Below are 16662 nucleotides of genomic sequence, written 5' to 3' on the forward strand. Positions count from 1 at the left end.
TTATACTTCGGCTGTCGGCTTTCGGCAGTCGAACCTTTTAATTGATGTATTAAATTGCACCCCCATATTCGGCCGACAGCCGACAGCCGACAGCCGACAGCCGACAGCCGACAGCCGACAGCCGACAGCCGACAGCCGCTACGCCACCGCATACTTCATGATCAACTCCTGTGTCGCCTCTGCCCTGGAAAGCAACGCGGTTTGTTTGCCTTTCGATAATACCAGTATCCGGTCGCTGAGTCCCAGGATTTCGGGCAGTTCCGACGATATCATGATCACCGCCATACCCCGATCGGCCAGGCTGCGGATCAGTTTATAAATTTCGAATTTCGCCCCAACGTCGACGCCCCGCGTCGGTTCGTCGAGGATAATGATTTCGGGCGACGCGAGCAATACTTTGCCAATGACGACTTTCTGCTGGTTTCCCCCACTCAAATACGTTACGTGCTGACCGGTTCCGGCCGTTTTGATCTTTAAATCGGCGATCATTTTTGTAGTGACCGATTGCTCGCTGTGTGTGTCAATAAAACCGCCTTTGCGGTGATTGTTCATGCTCGAAAGCGTGATGTTGTCCTTGACCGACATTCTTGGAATAAACCCTAACCCTTTCCTGTCCTCACTCACATACCCGATTCCCCGATCGATCGCCTCACGTGGCGCACGCGCGCGAAGCGGCGATTCTTTCATTGTAATTTCTCCCTCATCCCATTCATCCAGCCCAAATATCGCCCGGGCTATCTCCGTCCTACCCGCTCCCATTAACCCTGCAAGCCCCAGTATTTCACCGGATTTTACATTGAAACTGATATTGGAGAACTTACCCGCTTTCCCCAGATTCCGCACTGAAAGTACTTCCCGCCCAACAGGCTGCATCGCTTCCGGGAACATCTGATCAATTTCCCGGCCCACCATCATGGTAATCAAAGCGTTTTGATCCAGTTCGGCGGCACTTTTGGTACCAATGTATTTCCCATCCCGGAGCACGGTAATGGTGTCCGAGATCCGGAATATCTCGTCCATTTTGTGGGAAATGTAGATCATACTGACGCCCTCAGCCTTCAAATCGCGGATGATCTGGAACAATGTCTCCACCTCCTTATCCGAAATCGCCGAAGTCGGTTCGTCCATGATGATCACTTTGGCATTATTCGAAATAGCCTTCGCAATCTCGACCATTTGCATTTGCGCCACGCTAAGATCTTTCATTTTTGCCTTTGGGGCGATGTTGACGCCTATCCGGTCCAACAATGCGGCCGCCTGCCGGTTGATTTCCGAATCATTCAGCCAACCCGAAAGGATCCCGCTTTTCCCCGAAACTTCCCTTTCCCTTCCCAGGAATATATTCTGCGCCACGGTCAGTTCAGGAATGATAAGGATTTCCTGGTGGATCATGGAAATGCCTTTTTTCAAGGTTTCATTCACATGGCTCCCGATCAGGTTCTCGTTTTCAAGCAAAACTTCACCGGAATCGGGCGCAACAAGACCGATCAATATTTTCATGAAGGTCGATTTCCCTGCACCATTCTCCCCCATCAAGGCATGTACTTCACCCTTTTTCAGGTCAAAATGAATGTTGTCCAGCGCTTTGACGCCAGAGAACGACTTGGAAATCTCCTTAACCCTCAGAATATAATCGGACATAGCAGTATCGAAACTGAGGCTTTAACCTCACCCGCTATGCAGGAACCGGTTAAAGCCTCAGATTATGAATGCATTATTGGATTAACCTTCCCAATGTACGCCGGTATCCTTCCAGCTTTTGGAAGCCGCCGATTCCAGTACTGCTTCACACACTTTCTGTGTTTCGTAAGCGTCGCGGAACGTCGGTGAGCAAGGTTTGCCGGTTTGCAGGCTTTCGAAGAAATCGGCCGCCTGGTGTACAAACGAATGCTCGTAGCCGATGCTGGTACCGGGGATCCACCAACGCTTCATATACGGTTGGTCGCCGTCGGTCACCAGGATCGAACGCCATCCGCGTACGATCGACTGATCGTCGTGATCGAAGTATTCGAGGCGGTTCATATCATGCAAATCCCAACGAATGGAAGCATGCTCGCCATTGATTTCAAAAGTATAAAGCGCCTTGTGACCGCGCGCATAACGCGTAGATTCGAACAAGCCCAGCGAGCCGTTGTCGAAATGGCAGTGGAAAATACAAGCGTCGTCGATACCCACCTTTTGTACTTCGCCGGTACCAGCGTGCTTGCGTTCTTTGATGAATGTCTCAGCCACGGCCGACACATCCTTGATACCACCGTTGATCCACATCGCGGTGTCGATACAGTGCGCGAGCAAGTCGCCGGTAACGCCGGAGCCTGCTGCGTCCACATCAAGGCGCCAGGTAGCGGTACCACCTTGCGGTACGTCCGGGCTGATCGTCCAGTCTTGGAGGAAGTTGGCACGATAATGGAAAATGCGGCCCAGTTTACCTGAATCCACGATTTGTTTAGCCAAAGTCACAGCTGGCACGCGGCGGTAGTTATACCAAACCGTGTTTTTAACACCAGCAGCCTCAATGGCATCCACCATTGTTTTCGCTTCTGCCAATGTACGTGCCAAAGGTTTTTCGCAAAGGATCATTTTGCCCTTGGCAGCAGCAGCCAATGCGATTTCGGCGTGCGTATCGTTTGGTGTACAAATGTCCACCGCGTCGATATCGTCGCGCTCGATGATTTTGCGCCAGTCGGTTTCGTACGATTCGTAGCCCCATTGCTCGGCGAAGGCCTTCACTTTCTCCTCGTTACGGGAACAAACAGCCGCCAGCACGGGGCGGTATTCTAGCTCAGGGAAGAAATCCCCGATTCTTTTATAACCATTGGTATGCGTGCGGCCCATCAAACCGGAACCGATCAGGGCGACGCGAATTTGTTTTTTTTCTGACATTTTGTTGAATGCTTTAGGCTGTAAGCTATAAGCTTTAAGCCTTAGGTTTTGGAATATTTTCGAAAGAGCTTTAAGCTGTAAGCCATATGCATTAAGCACAATTAAGCAAAGTATACGGCCTATTGCTTAAAGCTTACAGCCTCTACGCCTGCCACCCATGCGCGTTCCGCACTTTCACGAGCGCGGCGAGGATGTCGTTCCAGGTTTGCTGCTTGTACATTACCTCGTTCGGGAACATACAACCGTCCCAGCAGATGTGGCGGAATGCTTTGGTGAGCTCGCCTTTTTCATCGCGAAGCCAGAAGCCTGCGTGATGTACGATGTCAAGCTTGCCATTTGGGTCGGTAGCCAGGCAGTGGCGGCCGGTCTTATCGTGTGAGCCCGTTCCGTGAACGGTTCCGTCGTTTTGTGCTACGTGGAAATCGATGGTCCACGGACGCAGCGCGGCAGTCATTTTCTTGAATGCTTCATCCAAAGTAGCGCGGTCGCTCCATTGGAAATCTGCTGGCAGAATGCGGTCTTCCGGCGCATTGTAGCCTAACAGATAAAGGAATGTGTGCGACATATCCGCCTGAAAACCCACATTTGGTCGGTCTGTCGCTTCGAGCGTGTCGATCATCGCTTTCCAGCTATGCATGCCGCCCCAGCAGATCTCACCTTCGGCAGCCAGTCGTTCGCCGAAATCAGCCGCTACATCAGCGGCGCGTCTGAAAGTTTCTGCGATTTGCTTGGTATTGCCTTTCGGGTCAGCCGACCATGCTTCCGGCGATGCGGCCGAGTCGATACGGATCACACCGCCATGACGAATGCCGGCGTCGCGCAATTGCTTGCCGAACTCACATGCCTTGCGCACTTGTTCCACAAATGTGTCACGCGCATCCTTGCTGCCCATTGCGGAACCAGCCCAAACGTTTGCTACCAGGCTACCCGCTTCGAGGTTATATCCCGCCAGCTTGTCGGCCAGTCGCTTGCCGCCGTCCGCGCTGTTCAGATATTCACCGATATGCTCGTCGAAAAGACCGATATCGACACCGTCGAATTTCACACCGTCCACTTCCGCAGCGGCTGTCTTTTCCAGCAATGTATCAAAAGGAATAATAGGCTCTGAGTCAGAACCTTTGCCCACGATACCAGGCCATGTGGCATTGTGGAGCTTAGGGAAATTATTTTCAGGCATGGTTTGAGGAATTTATGGTTAATGACTTCGGCTGTCAGCTGTCGGCTATCGGCTCCAAAAGAGAAAAACCAAATGCTGACAGCCGACGGCCGAAAGCCGAAGTACATTTACAATACCAAATCAGGATTACCCGGACCGAAGTGTTTTAAAATCACGATCGGGTCATTGCTCGACGGGTTGGTGATCGTTACACCTTCGATTGCAGCGGATTCACTTACGAAATATTCGTCGTTGGTCAGCTGTCCGTAGCGGATCAATGCAGGGGTTTCGATGTCCCACACGCCGAACTTGCCGTGGCCTTGCATCACAATCATTCCGTATGCAGCTGCGTCTTTGATGGTAACTGTCTGTCCCGGAAAAACGGTTAGTTCCTTTGCGCTGTAAGCCTCGCTTTTATAGCAAATCCAATTTTCACTATATCCTTCTTTCGCCATCGCAGCGACGTCTTTCACCGGTTTCGGGCGCATGAAATGCTTTTCCATCAAATTAGGATTCACGTTCAAATCCCAGTCGATCACTTCCATCAGCAGATCATAATCGCCAATTCTGTCTTTCGGTGTTCCTTTCCAAAGTAACTCTTCCGGAATAACCGCCTCATTGACCAGCGATTGATACATCGCAAAAATATCGGATGCTTTTTGAGGCTCATAAGTACACAAGCTGCCCGGTGCATGCAACATGCCAGGAGGGATATCCCAGCCTGTTCCCGGCTCCAGACGGAACGCCTGGGAGTAATTGGTAATTTTATTGTCGCCCTTGGTGAAGTTCATCAGACACTCTTTGATCTGCTCTTTGGTGGTGCCGGGTGCGATACCGATGAATGTGTAGGGAAAATCGCCACCGTGGTTGTTCAATTGAGGCGGGAAATAGTAGGCTTCCGGCTTTCCATTCTGGCCCACCATAGCGGCGTGCTCATCGCGGTGGTGAATATGATGCGGAAGCGGCCCCATATTGTCAAAAAACTTGGAGTACATAGGCCAGCTCTTGTATTGATCCCAAAGTCTGTCGCCTATAATCCGGCCTTTCAGCTCTGCTACTGCGTCCCGCAATGTCACCTTTTGAACCCCTGATTCATCTTCCAAAACGATCTGACTCAAACCTTCATTTTCGCCTGTAAGCGGCCCATTTTCCGCAGGAGTTGTGGACGACAACCAACGCTCATCGATCCCACCACGCTCTCCACCCAGCACGTAATAATCGTCGGGGTGCAATTTGATCCTGCGTCCGGGAACGCAAAACGAACGCGGCACCCAGGTCGGTGCCAAACGCAAAATTCCCTTCCCCTGCTCCAACGCCTTCTCAGCTATACTTGAAAGTCCCATTGTTTTTGTATTAAAGAATTGGTTTTGGTTATAAATATGGCGGTGCGTTGCACCGGTTATTTTCGCATTTATCCAATTACCCTCGCGAATCGGATATTCTGAAATGTCGTTTTTCTACGACACGTTCACCTTCAATTCAAATTCCTCAATTTCCTCCTTCGCGGTCAATACGCTCAGTTCGAGGTCATATTCTTTGGTTTCCTCTGGTTGGAGAAAAATCAACGTCCCGTCTTCCCTAGCCTTCGCCTGGCCCGACAACGGGTGCGTACTCGGCTCGATGCCGGTCACATATTCACCCCTGCCCCAATGCTGCCAGTTAGCCAGCCAGGGGAGTTGTTCTTTTTTGAATTTCAATGCGACGGCCAGCCCGAGCTTCTCATTATGCAGCCCACAAATGCTATCGCCGAAAATATCCGCGTCCACGTCGATCAAGGCTACTTCCTCTCCGCTCCCAAGGTGGCTTTCCAGCGGTGCAGGCACCTTTTTGAATGCATTCCCTTCCTTGAAAATTTGTGCATTCTCTTCAAAGCGCGGCCGCCATTGGCCGTTCCACAGGATGTCTGTCCCCTCGTCCACAATCGGCCAACCGAAATTGAAATGGTACAGCAGCATATGCGGTGCCTCAGTATTGGCTTTATTAATCACCTCGTCATGAATGCGCAGCTTTGCCTCGCCTAATGTGGCCGAAATGGTCCGTTTCAACTCCAAACTCGGACCAAATGGACGCGTTTCACGTACGATACCGGTAATGCTCATCTCATATTTGCCCGTGCGCAGGTCTGGTTGGATAATCGAAATGATTTCCGCAGGCTGGTTACCGATCAACCCATGCAAACCGCGGTCTCCGAAGCTGTCAGACTCGGGCCCACCTGCATGCGAGAGGCCGCAGGTAGTAAGCAAGCCTCCGCCGAATGTCCGGAGCCAGTCGATGCCTTTGTCCGAGAATGGCTGCGGATAGGTAACGCCACCGTGGCTGATCCACGCCAGGCTATGCTCGTTGTAAAAAGCCTCAGCAATATCCATCGCCCGGTCTATCACGACCTTGAAGCGCAAGCCACCGCCCGTGTTGATCCACGCAATGCGGGTACCGCGCCCGGCGCCATTGTCCAGCACCGAAGTTTCAATGCCTCCCACCTGAACGTGGTTCGACACTTTGGTTTTCCAGTCTTGCCCAGTACCTTTCGAATTGCCGGTCTCCATTATATCTTAATTAAACTCGTAATTGTCTAAACTTGAGAAAGGCGCAAAATGCCTTATTTTAATAGTTTAACTTCTAAAATGCGGGGTCAGGCCACCGTAACGGCGGCAAGCCAGTTTCTCACGCGGGCATTGAAATCCTCCGTATTTTCAAAATGGAATGCGTGGCCGAGCTTGTCGTACAGAAACAACTCTGCACCGGGAATACCGTTGGCGACCTCTTCGGCCATCCATACCGGCGTAAAGATATCCTCCTTGCCACCGATCACCAATGTAGGCGCATTGATCTTGCCTAAATCCGGCAACGCATTATGGTTAATGCAAGCAACAGCCTGCCCTTCCAATCCGTGCAACGGCTGTGGAAACGGATTGAAAGCGTCGATCCGGCGGCCGTTTTCTAGGTCATCATGCTGTTTCGCATCGTCCCACGACGATTTCGAAAAGATCAGCAATTGAATGTACAAGCTGAATTCCTCCGGCCTGAAACGGGCCTTGGCATTCATAATATGCTGAAAAAGACCTTTGGCATAGTTGTCACAACGCGCCCAGGGGCACATCAGCACGAGCGATTTTACCTTTTTCGGATGCCGGATCGCCAATTGCTGCGCAATAGTACTGCCCATAGAGCAGCCGACGACATTGACATTCTCCAAACCCAGCGAATCCAGCAACCCGGCATAGTCGTCCGCCATTTGCTCGGTCGAGTACGGGCCGGCAGGCTTGTCGGTAAGCCCCACGCCGCGGTTATCGCCGATAATGCACCGGAAATGATGTTTCCAATCGGCCACATGCACATTCCATACTGCTCCCGGCGCAGTAATGCCCATAATAAGGAGCAATGGCTCGCCGGAACCGCGTTCTTCATAGTAAAAGTTGATACCGTTGGTCTTGATAGTAGGCATATTGTTATGGCTGTCGGCTTTCGGCCGTCGGCTTTCTATAATGTTGATTTTAAACAAAAAACAAAAGTCTGGCTGCCGAGAGCCGACAGCCGAAGTTATTAGCCGACTGCCGATAGCCGAAAGCCGAAGTTCACTTCAGTGCCGGCACCAACTCCTCCTGAATCCACTTCCCGTCGTGCAATGTTACGAAATCCGGATCTTCGAGGGCTTCTTCGCCTTCGTCTTCGCAGATGATCCAGCCTTTATAGTTAATGTCTTTAAGCCACTGGGTTACGCCGAGCAGGTCTACCTTACCTTTACCCATCAATGTAAACTCAGGATTGCCGTCCCAATCTTTGTAATGCACGTGGTTGATCAGCGACTGGTATTCCTTCATTTTCGATAACGGATCCATCCCGCCGTTGATAATGTGACCTACATCGGGCGTCCAGCCGGTTACCGATGCGTCCAGACCTTCGAGTACGATTTTGTAATCCTCCTCGGTGCGGATAATGGAGGTATGTGGGGAATTCGGGTGGTAACTGCAAGGTACGCCTTTGTCGGCAGCGCGACGCGACACGGTGTTGACGATATCCACGAGGCGTTTTTGACGTTCTTCGATATTGTGTCGGCCAGTTGGGATTTGTACCGTATTGAGCACAGCTCCCGGGAAGCGTTGCAGCACCCGAATGGCGTGGTCTGCTACCTCTCGTTCACGTTCGGTTTCTTCGGCTTCGTTCCAGTCCAGTGCGAGCGCCAATGCAGCGAGTTCGATCCCTTGTTCTTTGAGTTTGGCTTCGAGCAGGTCCGGATCCTGAAGATCGCCCATCCAGGTGAAAATCGGTTGGATTCCGGTAAAACCTGCTTTCGCGATGACTTCAATCATGTGTCCTAACCGGCCCTGGTGTGTTTGGCCGCTGTTGCTCATGAACCAGGTGTATACCTCTGATCCAAAGCGAAATGGAAGTTGCTGAGACATTAAAAGTTTATTTTCAATTATTTAAAAATCACTTCGACTTCTTCTTCACTACCTCGCCCGGCATGATCAGCGAATCCCAGCCTGCCAGATCGGAAGGCTTTACATTTGCCTTATACCCATCGAAATTGAATGTGGTTGGCTTGTAGGGACCGACAAACGCAATGTCGTTGTTCGGTTTAATCGCGCTTTCAAGCCCCAAACCCCAGAACATTGCATTCACGACCATTCTTCTGAAACCCTCATTTAACAGATCTTCGGAAGCACCATGTGTAGTGGTGAACGCGCGGCCCTTTTTGCCGCCTTCCATCTGATAATCGCGGATCCAGGCAACCGGCAGTAATTCTTTCGTCGGATCAGCTGGCGAATCGGCCGTCATGCCATTCAATACCTGCCCTTTTGCCAGCACCTTTCCTTTCGGAGCAGCCGTATAGCCGCCCGATTGCACCCACATATCCTTCACACCCCGCATAATCGGGTGGTTTTTCTGCGCCTCGTCGATGATGATTTTCGAAGACTGCTTGTGGTTTGTTCCGTAGTGCGATACCCAGGTTTCCCCCAGGATATATTCCCCAAAACCATCTTTCCAGGCTGTTTTAGGGCCGTTGTAGTTCCAGGTATAATGCTCCCATTTCGGATCATTTTTGATTTCAAATGCGTGGGTCGAAGTCCGGAACGCCACGATAGGCCCGCCGCGCTTGAGGTACTTCTCGAAATGCTGCATTTCCTTGTCTTCAAAATGCGCGAAACGCATGAATAGTACCATCAGATCTGCTTTGTCGAGCACGTCCAGGCCTTTTACGTTCGAACTGCCCGGGAGAATGTAGCCGTTTTCATCGAGCGCGTACACGACCGTACACGTGAACCCGTAGCGTTTGGCCATAATGCGCGCCAGCGCAGGAAGCGATTCTTCACCTCGGTACTCGTGGTCTGTGGCAATAAAAACGATATTTTTACCTACACCGGGGCCTTTATCCCCCTTGTACACGACCCGGTGTTTCGCAGGGTCGTCCTGTGCCTTGGAGGCGAAGGTCACCAGTGCAATGCCGAGCGCCAGCATTGATTTCAAAAGATTTTTCATAAACCCGTACTGAAAAGGTGGTTTAATCAGAGCCCGTGTTTCAGGCCCATTTCGCGGATAAATTTGTAGCCGTTTTCAGCAATATCCCACGGCTCGTTGAACTCCCGCCAAACGCCGATGGCATTGGCAAAACCAGGGTCGTTACGCGAAAATGCCTCGATCGTCAGCCAGCCCTCGTATTTAATAGCCGCCAATGCCGCGAATGCATCGTCCCACTTCACCTGGCCCGTTCCCGGCGTACCGCGGTCGTTCTCACTGATGTGCACGTGCTCGAGCACTGGAGCGATGGTCTGCAATGCGCCCAGGTAGCTTTTCTCCTCAATATTGGAATGGTGCGTGTCAAACATCGCACGCACATTCGGATGATCGGCGGCTTTTACGAGTTTGAGCAGTTGCTCCATGGTATTGCACAGGTAACATTCGAAACGGTTAAGTGCTTCCAGTGCAAACGTAATGTTCGCCTGCGCGGCATAATCCGCTGCCGCATTCAATACTTCCCCGGCTAGTGCGTATTCACGGTCCTCTGCCGGGCGGTTCACGAAAACCGTGTGCGCTGAATGGAACGGCCCGCAAATGACCTTCGAATTGAGATCATAAGCACGGTCCACAGCCCATTTGATTTTGTCCAGAGCCCTTCCACGCACTTCGGCAGAATCGTGTACCGGGTTTTCGTCGGCACCCACTGTCATCACCGCCGTGGTTTCGAGGCCAAGATCTTTCACAAAACTGCCCATTCGCTGATAAGCTGCGGCTTCCTGAGGGCCTAAATAGAACTCGACACCGTCGTATCCAATCGTTTTCAGTCTTTCGATGATCGGAAACAAGTCATCCGAAACTGCCGCCGTCCAGGCCAGCACATTAAATCCAATTTTATTCATTGTTAAGGCTTTACGCTTTAAGCCCCAGGCTATAAGCTTGGCATTAAAGATTTTGTATTAAGCCGACGGCCGACAGCCGACAGCCGATGTTAAATTAATACTGTTTGATGCGCAGGTCTTTGTATTCCACTTTCATAGGCGGACCTACGTGTACCTGTACTCCTAAAAGGCCTTTTTTAGCGCCATTTACCGTGTCGTTGTCGGTAACATCGCTCATCAGGACGCCATTGATGTAGTGTTGCAGGTGATTTCCCTTCACAACGAGGTGGAAAGTGTTCCAGTCTTCACTTTTGATCAATGTCTTCAAAGAATCGGAAGAACCGAGCGAGCCTACCACTTCCAAACCCGTCCAGGCGTTCCTGGACACATTCTTGCGGATGGCTTCCGGTGTTTTTTCGCCGGTATATTCTTTAATAACCGTTTTCTGACCGCGGTAGGCCAGTGTGGTACGCTTGCGTTCTTCGTAATTCTGGCCGGTATAGGCATTTTTACCGTCGATATCAGCCTGGTAGCCCTTCAATGCGAAAGGGACGTCGGTGAGTTGCTCGCTACGGTAGTTGATACCCGAATTACCGGCTGTCGCGATCTTGAAGGAACCTTTCAGCTCAAAATCAGCAGGTTCTCCACCACGCCAGATAATGAATGAGTTGGTTTTCAGGAGTGTTTCAGGGGTGATTTCGCCTACGAGCGAACCATTTTCAACGCGCCAGTATTTCGGATCGCCATCCCAGCCTTTAAGTGTTTTTCCGTCGAAGATGGATTTAAAGCCCTTTTCACTTTTTTGGGCCAAAGTATCGACCTGGCTGGTGAGGGTCATCACGGCGGCCATGAGCATTCCGGCCTTGATAAATCTGAAACTCATTTTGATCGCATTTATAGGTTTAGTGACTCCTGAACAACTGGTTTCCCTTATTGTAAGGGCTATTGGGATATTAACTCCCTCTTAAAAAAGCAGAAATTAATATCCAAAAATTCCTAAAAATATCTGATGCACTATCCTGTACTAACCTGCTTGGCGCGGTTGACGCGAAGCTATGGCTTCGTGCCAACCATATTGCAGAGCTCATGCTCTGCTCTGCACGATGATCGCCGTTCCGACCGGCCGGAGGCCTGCGAATAGTGGGTACGAAGCCGGAGCTTCGCACCAGCGTTATGGCAACGGGTCGCCAGGAGTTTTCGCTGCGGGATCATATATTGCCACTCCTACGCGTGAATCGGCGCAGCCGTAGTAGAGCAGCCATTTTTTCTTATGGTACACCATTCCTTCGATGAAAACGGTTCCTGCTACATATTGCCCACTCTTTTCAAACGGCTCCATCGGACGGAAGAAAGGCGTATCGAGGCGCGCCAGGACTTTGGTAGGGTCATTTTTATCAAATAAAACCTGGCCGGCACAATAGCTGTTGGGCGTAAAACGCTTGTCGCCGTCTTCGCCTTTATCATTCTTCCCATTGTAAAGTAATACGATGCCGTTGTCCGTCAGGATCGCCGGAGGGCCGCATTCGGTGAGGTCGCTATCGAAATAGCCCTTTCTAGGCGAAATGAGGTTCACGAGATCCCCCTTGCTGTCCACCACGGGCTCCCAGTTAATGAGGTCCGTAGAAGTAGCGACATTCACATTGGCTTCTCCGAAATAGAGCCAGTATTTTCCGTTGATTTTGGCGATCACCTGCCGGTCTCCCACGAGTTTGGTCACAATAGAGCCCGATTTCGTCCAGATATTATTGAATTTGCCTTGGTATGCTTCCCTGAACACCGGGCCGTATTTTTCCCATCTGAGCAGATCGCGGGAAGTGGCAACTCCCAGGCGTGCTTTGTCTTTGTTCCATTGTGTGTAGACGACCACATAAAGGCCGTCTTCCGTAACTGCCACGCGCGGGTCCTCGCAACCGCCAGGCCACTCGTTGACTTTCTGGCTATCTTCCGCGGGAAAAAGCACAGGTTCTTTCCTTCGCTTGAAATGGATTCCATCCTCGCTCTCGGCATAGCCCAGGCGCGAGGTCCGCATGCCGATCGCCTTACCGGCTTTGTCTTCGGCGCGGTACAGCACCACGATCTTACCATTTTTTATGGTCGCTGCAGGGTTGAAGGTATCGTTCGATTCCCAATCGACCCGGCGCTTGTTCATCGGGCAGAAAAACCGGGAAGTACTGTCGGGGGAAATGACCGGGTTCACGCCGGCGGGCCGTTTAAAGCCACCGAACGCCCATTCGGGCAGTTTGTTTTCAGTTTGGGCAAATACCTGTCCGGTAAACATCGATGTGCATATAGCGAGGCCCGCGATGAAATTTTTCATAGATTTTCTATCAGTTATCAAATCACATTTGCCAAATATAGATCAAAAAAAATCCGGTCTGATCGCTCAAACCGGATTTTATATCTGTTAAATATTCGCTGATTATTTGTTCGCCACCAGGTTTACATCGAGTGTAAAATCGTTGTCGATCGCCTTGTCGCCAAGGTTTTCGAAGAAGTTGGTCGAACGGAATTTGATGTCGTATTTAGTGCGGTCGATGCTTACTTTCGCATTGGCGGTCACCTTTTTAGCATCTGCCGTTACGGTAGCAGGGAATTTCACATCCTGGGTAATGCCTTTGATCGTCAGCTTGCCGGTTACGTCATAAGCATTACCTCCTTTTGGTGTTACAGAAGAGATCACGAGTTTCGCCTGCGGGTGTTTCTCAACCGAGAAAAAGTCGTCGCTTTTAAGGTGATTGGTCAGTTTACCATTCATTTCCTTATCGGTTACGTCGGTTACCACCAGCGATTTGATGTCGGCTACAAAACTTCCTCCTTTGAGCTTATCATTATCAATCACGAGTGTACCGCTTTCCAGGGGCACGGTTCCCGCGTGTGTTCCTGTTACTTTCTTAGCGCCCCAGTTGATGGTGCTTGCTTTTGTATCTACCTTCAGCGTTTTGTCGGCAGCACTCTTTCCAGGACCGTTGGCAATAGCCGCAACATTGAAAAGCAAACCAGCTGCTGCGAGTACAAACATTCTTTTCATAATAATTTCAATCGTTTAAAGTGTAGAAGAATTGTTTTGAAATATATAAAGAATAAAAAGCACTTAACAAATCATTAACAGGCTTTAACAAACGCATACGCCGTTTCTCAGGAGCGTGTTGCTTCGCCTTCCAGCAATTTCACGCCATCGAATCGTTCTAACAGCTTCTTGCCGTCAATCCAGTCTTCCAGCCCCGATACGGCATTGATATGGCCCTTTTTACCCACATTCACAAAATCACTCCCCCAATTGGCAGCAAACACTTTCGATCGCCCGATCGTGGCGTAAATATCATTCGTACTCGCTACCACGATCGTTTTGAAAGGGATCGTACGCACTGGTATAGGCGTGAAACCGACCACGAAATTCAATCGTTTGGAAAGCTCCGCATCCGCCGGGGCCACCAGCAATGCGCCTTTGATGAGCTCTGAACCATGCTCCTGCGCCCAATGCGCCACGGTAATGCAACCCAGGCTGTGTGCGATAAGAATCGTAGGTTCGGTCAGTTCACTGATCTGCTTTTGCAGCTGAGCCACCCAATCCTGTTTCACGGGCCAGTCCCAGTTGGCCTGCTGTACACGGTCGAAGCGGTCGGGATATTGCTCTTCCCAGATAGTCTGCCAATGCTGCGGGCCTGAGCTCGCGAGCCCCGGTACGGTCAGAAAGCGCACACTCATGATATCATTGGTTTGGTATTCAAATCACTTTTTGTCCATTACACAACGGAAACCGAGGTTGTTGCTTCCGCTGGTTACTTCTCCTTTGCCGCGGCTGCCTGCCTTGTAGCGAATGCAATAGTCGTCGCTGCAAAGGAACGAGCCACCGCGCTGGACTCGCTTTACTGCCCCCGGCTCGTCGGGATCATAGCTATCCGACGGTCCTTTCGGGTTTACAGCAGGGCTTTTCTGGTAGTAATCAGGGCGGTAAAGATCCTCGCACCATTCCCACACATTTCCGTCCATATCATACAAGCCATAAGGATTGGCAGGGAATGACTTGATGGGTGCTGCAGTGAGATAGCCATCTTCTTTGGTGTTCTTGTCGGGGAAACTGCCCTGGTAAATGTTAGCCACCCACTTGCCTCCCGGTTTCAGCTGATCACCCCAGTAATAGGTATGGTTCCCTTTCCCGCCTTGCGCTGCAAATTCCCATTCAGCCTCGGTAGGAAGTCTTTTACCTGCCCATTTCGCATAAGCGGCCGCATCTTCATACGATACATGCACGACCGGGTAATTTTCACGGCCTTTGATCGAGCTGGATGGCCCTTCCGGATGGGCCCAGTTGGCACCCGGCACGTAATTCCACCATTGCAGCGGGTTATCCAGGCTCACGCGTGTAGCCGTAGGCGTGAACACGGCCGAGCCGGGAACGAGCTTATCCGCAGGTACTCCGGGGTAATCCGCCGGGTTCAATGGCCGTTCGGCGACCGTCTTATAATTGGTCGCTTTAACAAAAGCGGCGAATTCGGCATTTGTTACCTCGTGGGCATCTATATAATAGCCATTCACGGTTACTTCGTGCATCGGCCGCGAATCGGGGAATTCGTCGGCACCCATGAGGAACTTGCCACCGGGTATCCACACCATTCCGGTACTGTCACCGGTTCCTTCGGTTACCAGGCTTGCATTACGGATCGCAGACGCGCGCGAAGGCATGCCATCGGCAATGCATGCCGCAAGACTGTCGGCTTTGCGCTTCTCCTCGGCGGTTTGTTTGCTCCCGCAGCTCCACGATGTTACGGCTAGTACGCCTGCCAACCCGCAAAATCCTATTATTGAAAACTTCATATTCCTTGAAAACTCGATTACGCTTTTTTTAACTCCACTTTAAAAACATCCTTCAACGCCTGCCGCGCCGCGTGGTAGCCGCACATCCCATGTACGCCCCCACCCGGAGGCGTGGACGAGGAACAAATGTAAATGCCCTTTGCGGACGTCCGGTAAGGCGAAATACTCAGCACCGGCCGCGAATAGAGCTGCCACACGTCCTGGATACCGCCGTTGATATCCCCTCCGATATAATTCGGGTTATATTGTTCAAATGCGCTGGCATTGGTAATGTGTTTCGCCTTGATCACATCCCTGAAACCCGGCGCATACCGCTCGATCTGGCTTTCCAGGGCATCGGTCATATCACGGTCGTCGCCATTCGGCACATGGCAATAGGCCCATGCTGTATGCTTGCCTTCGGGCGCCCGGGTTTTATCGAAAAGGCTTTGCTGCGCTACCAATGCAAATGGCTTCTCTCCCCGTTTTCCATTTCCCACATTGCGTTCGTACCGCACTATTTCTTCCAATGTATTCCCCAAATGCACTGTACCGGCGCCCCGGCATTCCTCACGATGGAACGGTATCGGCTCGTCCAAGGCCCAATCGACCTTGAAAATCCCCGGACCGTGGCGGTAGGCTTCGAGGCGCCTTTTATACGAAGAACTCAACCTTTCGCCGGCGATGCGCACCAGCTGCTTGGGGGTTACATCCATTAAAATCGCTTTGGCGGAGGGAAGTTCATTCACCGATCCGACCATCCATCCCGTCCGGATCTTGCCTCCCAGCGATTGGTAGTAAGCCGCCAATGCATCCGCAATGCTCTGACTGCCACCCACGGGAATCACCCATCCTTTTATATGCGCCGCCGCCATGAGCATAATGCCAAAGGCCGATGTTGCGATATTGCTCAGCGGCTGGATCGAATGCGCGGCCATTCCGGCCCACAATGCGCGGCCTTCCGCTGTTTTGAACTTCCCGGCCGCCCAGGTAGCGGGTAGCAATGCCTGTAACCCGAAACCTGCAAGGCGGAAAGGTTCTGTCGGCCATTGCAGCGGTCCGAGCAAATCCGGCAGCAACTTCGTAACGGATTCCAACAGGCCGCCCATCCACCGGCGGTAAGTATCCCCATCCGCACCCAACTGCCGGGCCGTCGACTCCACCGATCGGTCGAGCACCGCCACGCGACCGCCATCCAGCGGGTGCGCCGCGTCGTGCGTGGGCTGAACGAATTCCAATCCGAAATCAGCCAGCGGCAACCTTTCAAAAAACGGCGACATCAATGCCATCGGATGTACAGCCGAACAAATGTCGTGGCGGTAACCCGGCAGCGTCAGTTCCGCTGTGCGCATACCGCCGCCGATCGTCTCCTTCCCTTCGATGAGCAATACCGAAAGCCCCGATTCTTGCAAGGTAATAGCAGCCGCAAGCCCGTTAGGACCGGAACCGACCACTATCGCATCGTATTCAGGATTTCGGGTATCTGTCACACTG

15 protein-coding genes are annotated in these 16662 nt (G+C 51.6%); all 15 read right to left on the bottom strand.

All coding sequences use genetic code 11. The features are described 5' to 3' along the window. Positions 1 to 138: 138 nt before the first annotated feature. The 15 genes from AC2YIT_RS04930 to AC2YIT_RS05000 all read right to left on the bottom strand — a co-directional run bounded on the left by AC2YIT_RS04930 (position 139) and on the right by AC2YIT_RS05000 (position 16658). Entirely contained in the window at positions 139 to 1641 is a 1503-nt protein-coding gene (locus AC2YIT_RS04930; RefSeq protein ID WP_487278419.1) for a sugar ABC transporter ATP-binding protein, read from the bottom strand. A gap of 81 nt (positions 1642 to 1722) precedes the next feature. Next, positions 1723 to 2883 carry a Gfo/Idh/MocA family protein gene (locus AC2YIT_RS04935; protein ID WP_223399946.1) on the bottom strand — a complete coding sequence of 387 codons (1161 nt, stop codon included), beginning with the start codon at positions 2881 to 2883 and terminating at the stop codon, positions 1723 to 1725. A 142-nt stretch (positions 2884 to 3025) separates the two neighbouring features. Next, a complete protein-coding gene (locus AC2YIT_RS04940) occupies positions 3026 to 4060 on the bottom strand; it encodes a sugar phosphate isomerase/epimerase family protein (protein ID WP_430841874.1) in 1035 nt (344 codons plus the stop codon). 107 nt (positions 4061 to 4167) lie between these two features. Next, positions 4168 to 5382 (bottom strand): hypothetical protein, encoded by a 1215-nt coding sequence (locus AC2YIT_RS04945; protein WP_430841872.1) that lies wholly within the window; start codon positions 5380 to 5382, stop codon positions 4168 to 4170. Between the two features lie 114 nt (positions 5383 to 5496). Further along, positions 5497 to 6582, bottom strand: coding sequence for an aldose 1-epimerase family protein (locus AC2YIT_RS04950; protein WP_487278420.1), 1086 nt, complete (start codon positions 6580 to 6582; stop codon positions 5497 to 5499). An 86-nt stretch (positions 6583 to 6668) separates the two neighbouring features. Continuing rightward, positions 6669 to 7481: an alpha/beta fold hydrolase gene (locus AC2YIT_RS04955; RefSeq protein WP_487278421.1), complete on the bottom strand. Its 813-nt coding sequence runs from the start codon at positions 7479 to 7481 to the stop codon at positions 6669 to 6671. 130 nt (positions 7482 to 7611) lie between these two features. Then, entirely contained in the window at positions 7612 to 8439 is an 828-nt protein-coding gene (locus AC2YIT_RS04960) for a sugar phosphate isomerase/epimerase family protein (RefSeq protein ID WP_487278422.1), read from the bottom strand. 28 nt (positions 8440 to 8467) lie between these two features. Beyond that, entirely contained in the window at positions 8468 to 9517 is a 1050-nt protein-coding gene (locus AC2YIT_RS04965; RefSeq protein ID WP_487278423.1) for a ThuA domain-containing protein, read from the bottom strand. A gap of 26 nt (positions 9518 to 9543) precedes the next feature. Then, on the bottom strand, positions 9544 to 10395 hold the full coding sequence (locus tag AC2YIT_RS04970; RefSeq protein WP_487278424.1) for a sugar phosphate isomerase/epimerase family protein: 852 nt from the start codon (positions 10393 to 10395) through the stop codon (positions 9544 to 9546). Between the two features lie 94 nt (positions 10396 to 10489). Next, the gene (locus AC2YIT_RS04975) at positions 10490 to 11230 is read right to left on the bottom strand and encodes a 3-keto-disaccharide hydrolase (RefSeq protein ID WP_487278491.1); all 741 of its coding nucleotides are present in this window, start codon (positions 11228 to 11230) and stop codon (positions 10490 to 10492) included. A gap of 315 nt (positions 11231 to 11545) precedes the next feature. Then, positions 11546 to 12691, bottom strand: a complete 1146-nt coding sequence (locus AC2YIT_RS04980; protein ID WP_487278425.1) for a glycoside hydrolase family 130 protein — start codon at positions 12689 to 12691, stop codon at positions 11546 to 11548. 102 nt (positions 12692 to 12793) lie between these two features. Then, positions 12794 to 13393, bottom strand: a complete 600-nt coding sequence (locus AC2YIT_RS04985; protein WP_430843789.1) for a YceI family protein — start codon at positions 13391 to 13393, stop codon at positions 12794 to 12796. A 116-nt stretch (positions 13394 to 13509) separates the two neighbouring features. Further along, complete coding sequence (locus tag AC2YIT_RS04990) at positions 13510 to 14079, bottom strand: RBBP9/YdeN family alpha/beta hydrolase (protein ID WP_430841858.1); 570 nt, start codon at positions 14077 to 14079, stop codon at positions 13510 to 13512. 24 nt (positions 14080 to 14103) lie between these two features. Then, complete coding sequence (locus tag AC2YIT_RS04995; protein WP_487278426.1) at positions 14104 to 15189, bottom strand: formylglycine-generating enzyme family protein; 1086 nt, start codon at positions 15187 to 15189, stop codon at positions 14104 to 14106. Between the two features lie 17 nt (positions 15190 to 15206). Next, positions 15207 to 16658: a phytoene desaturase family protein gene (locus AC2YIT_RS05000; protein WP_487278427.1), complete on the bottom strand. Its 1452-nt coding sequence runs from the start codon at positions 16656 to 16658 to the stop codon at positions 15207 to 15209. Positions 16659 to 16662: the final 4 nt, after the last annotated feature.

The sequence above is a fragment of the Dyadobacter sp. SRI_021 genome (assembly GCF_057586235.1).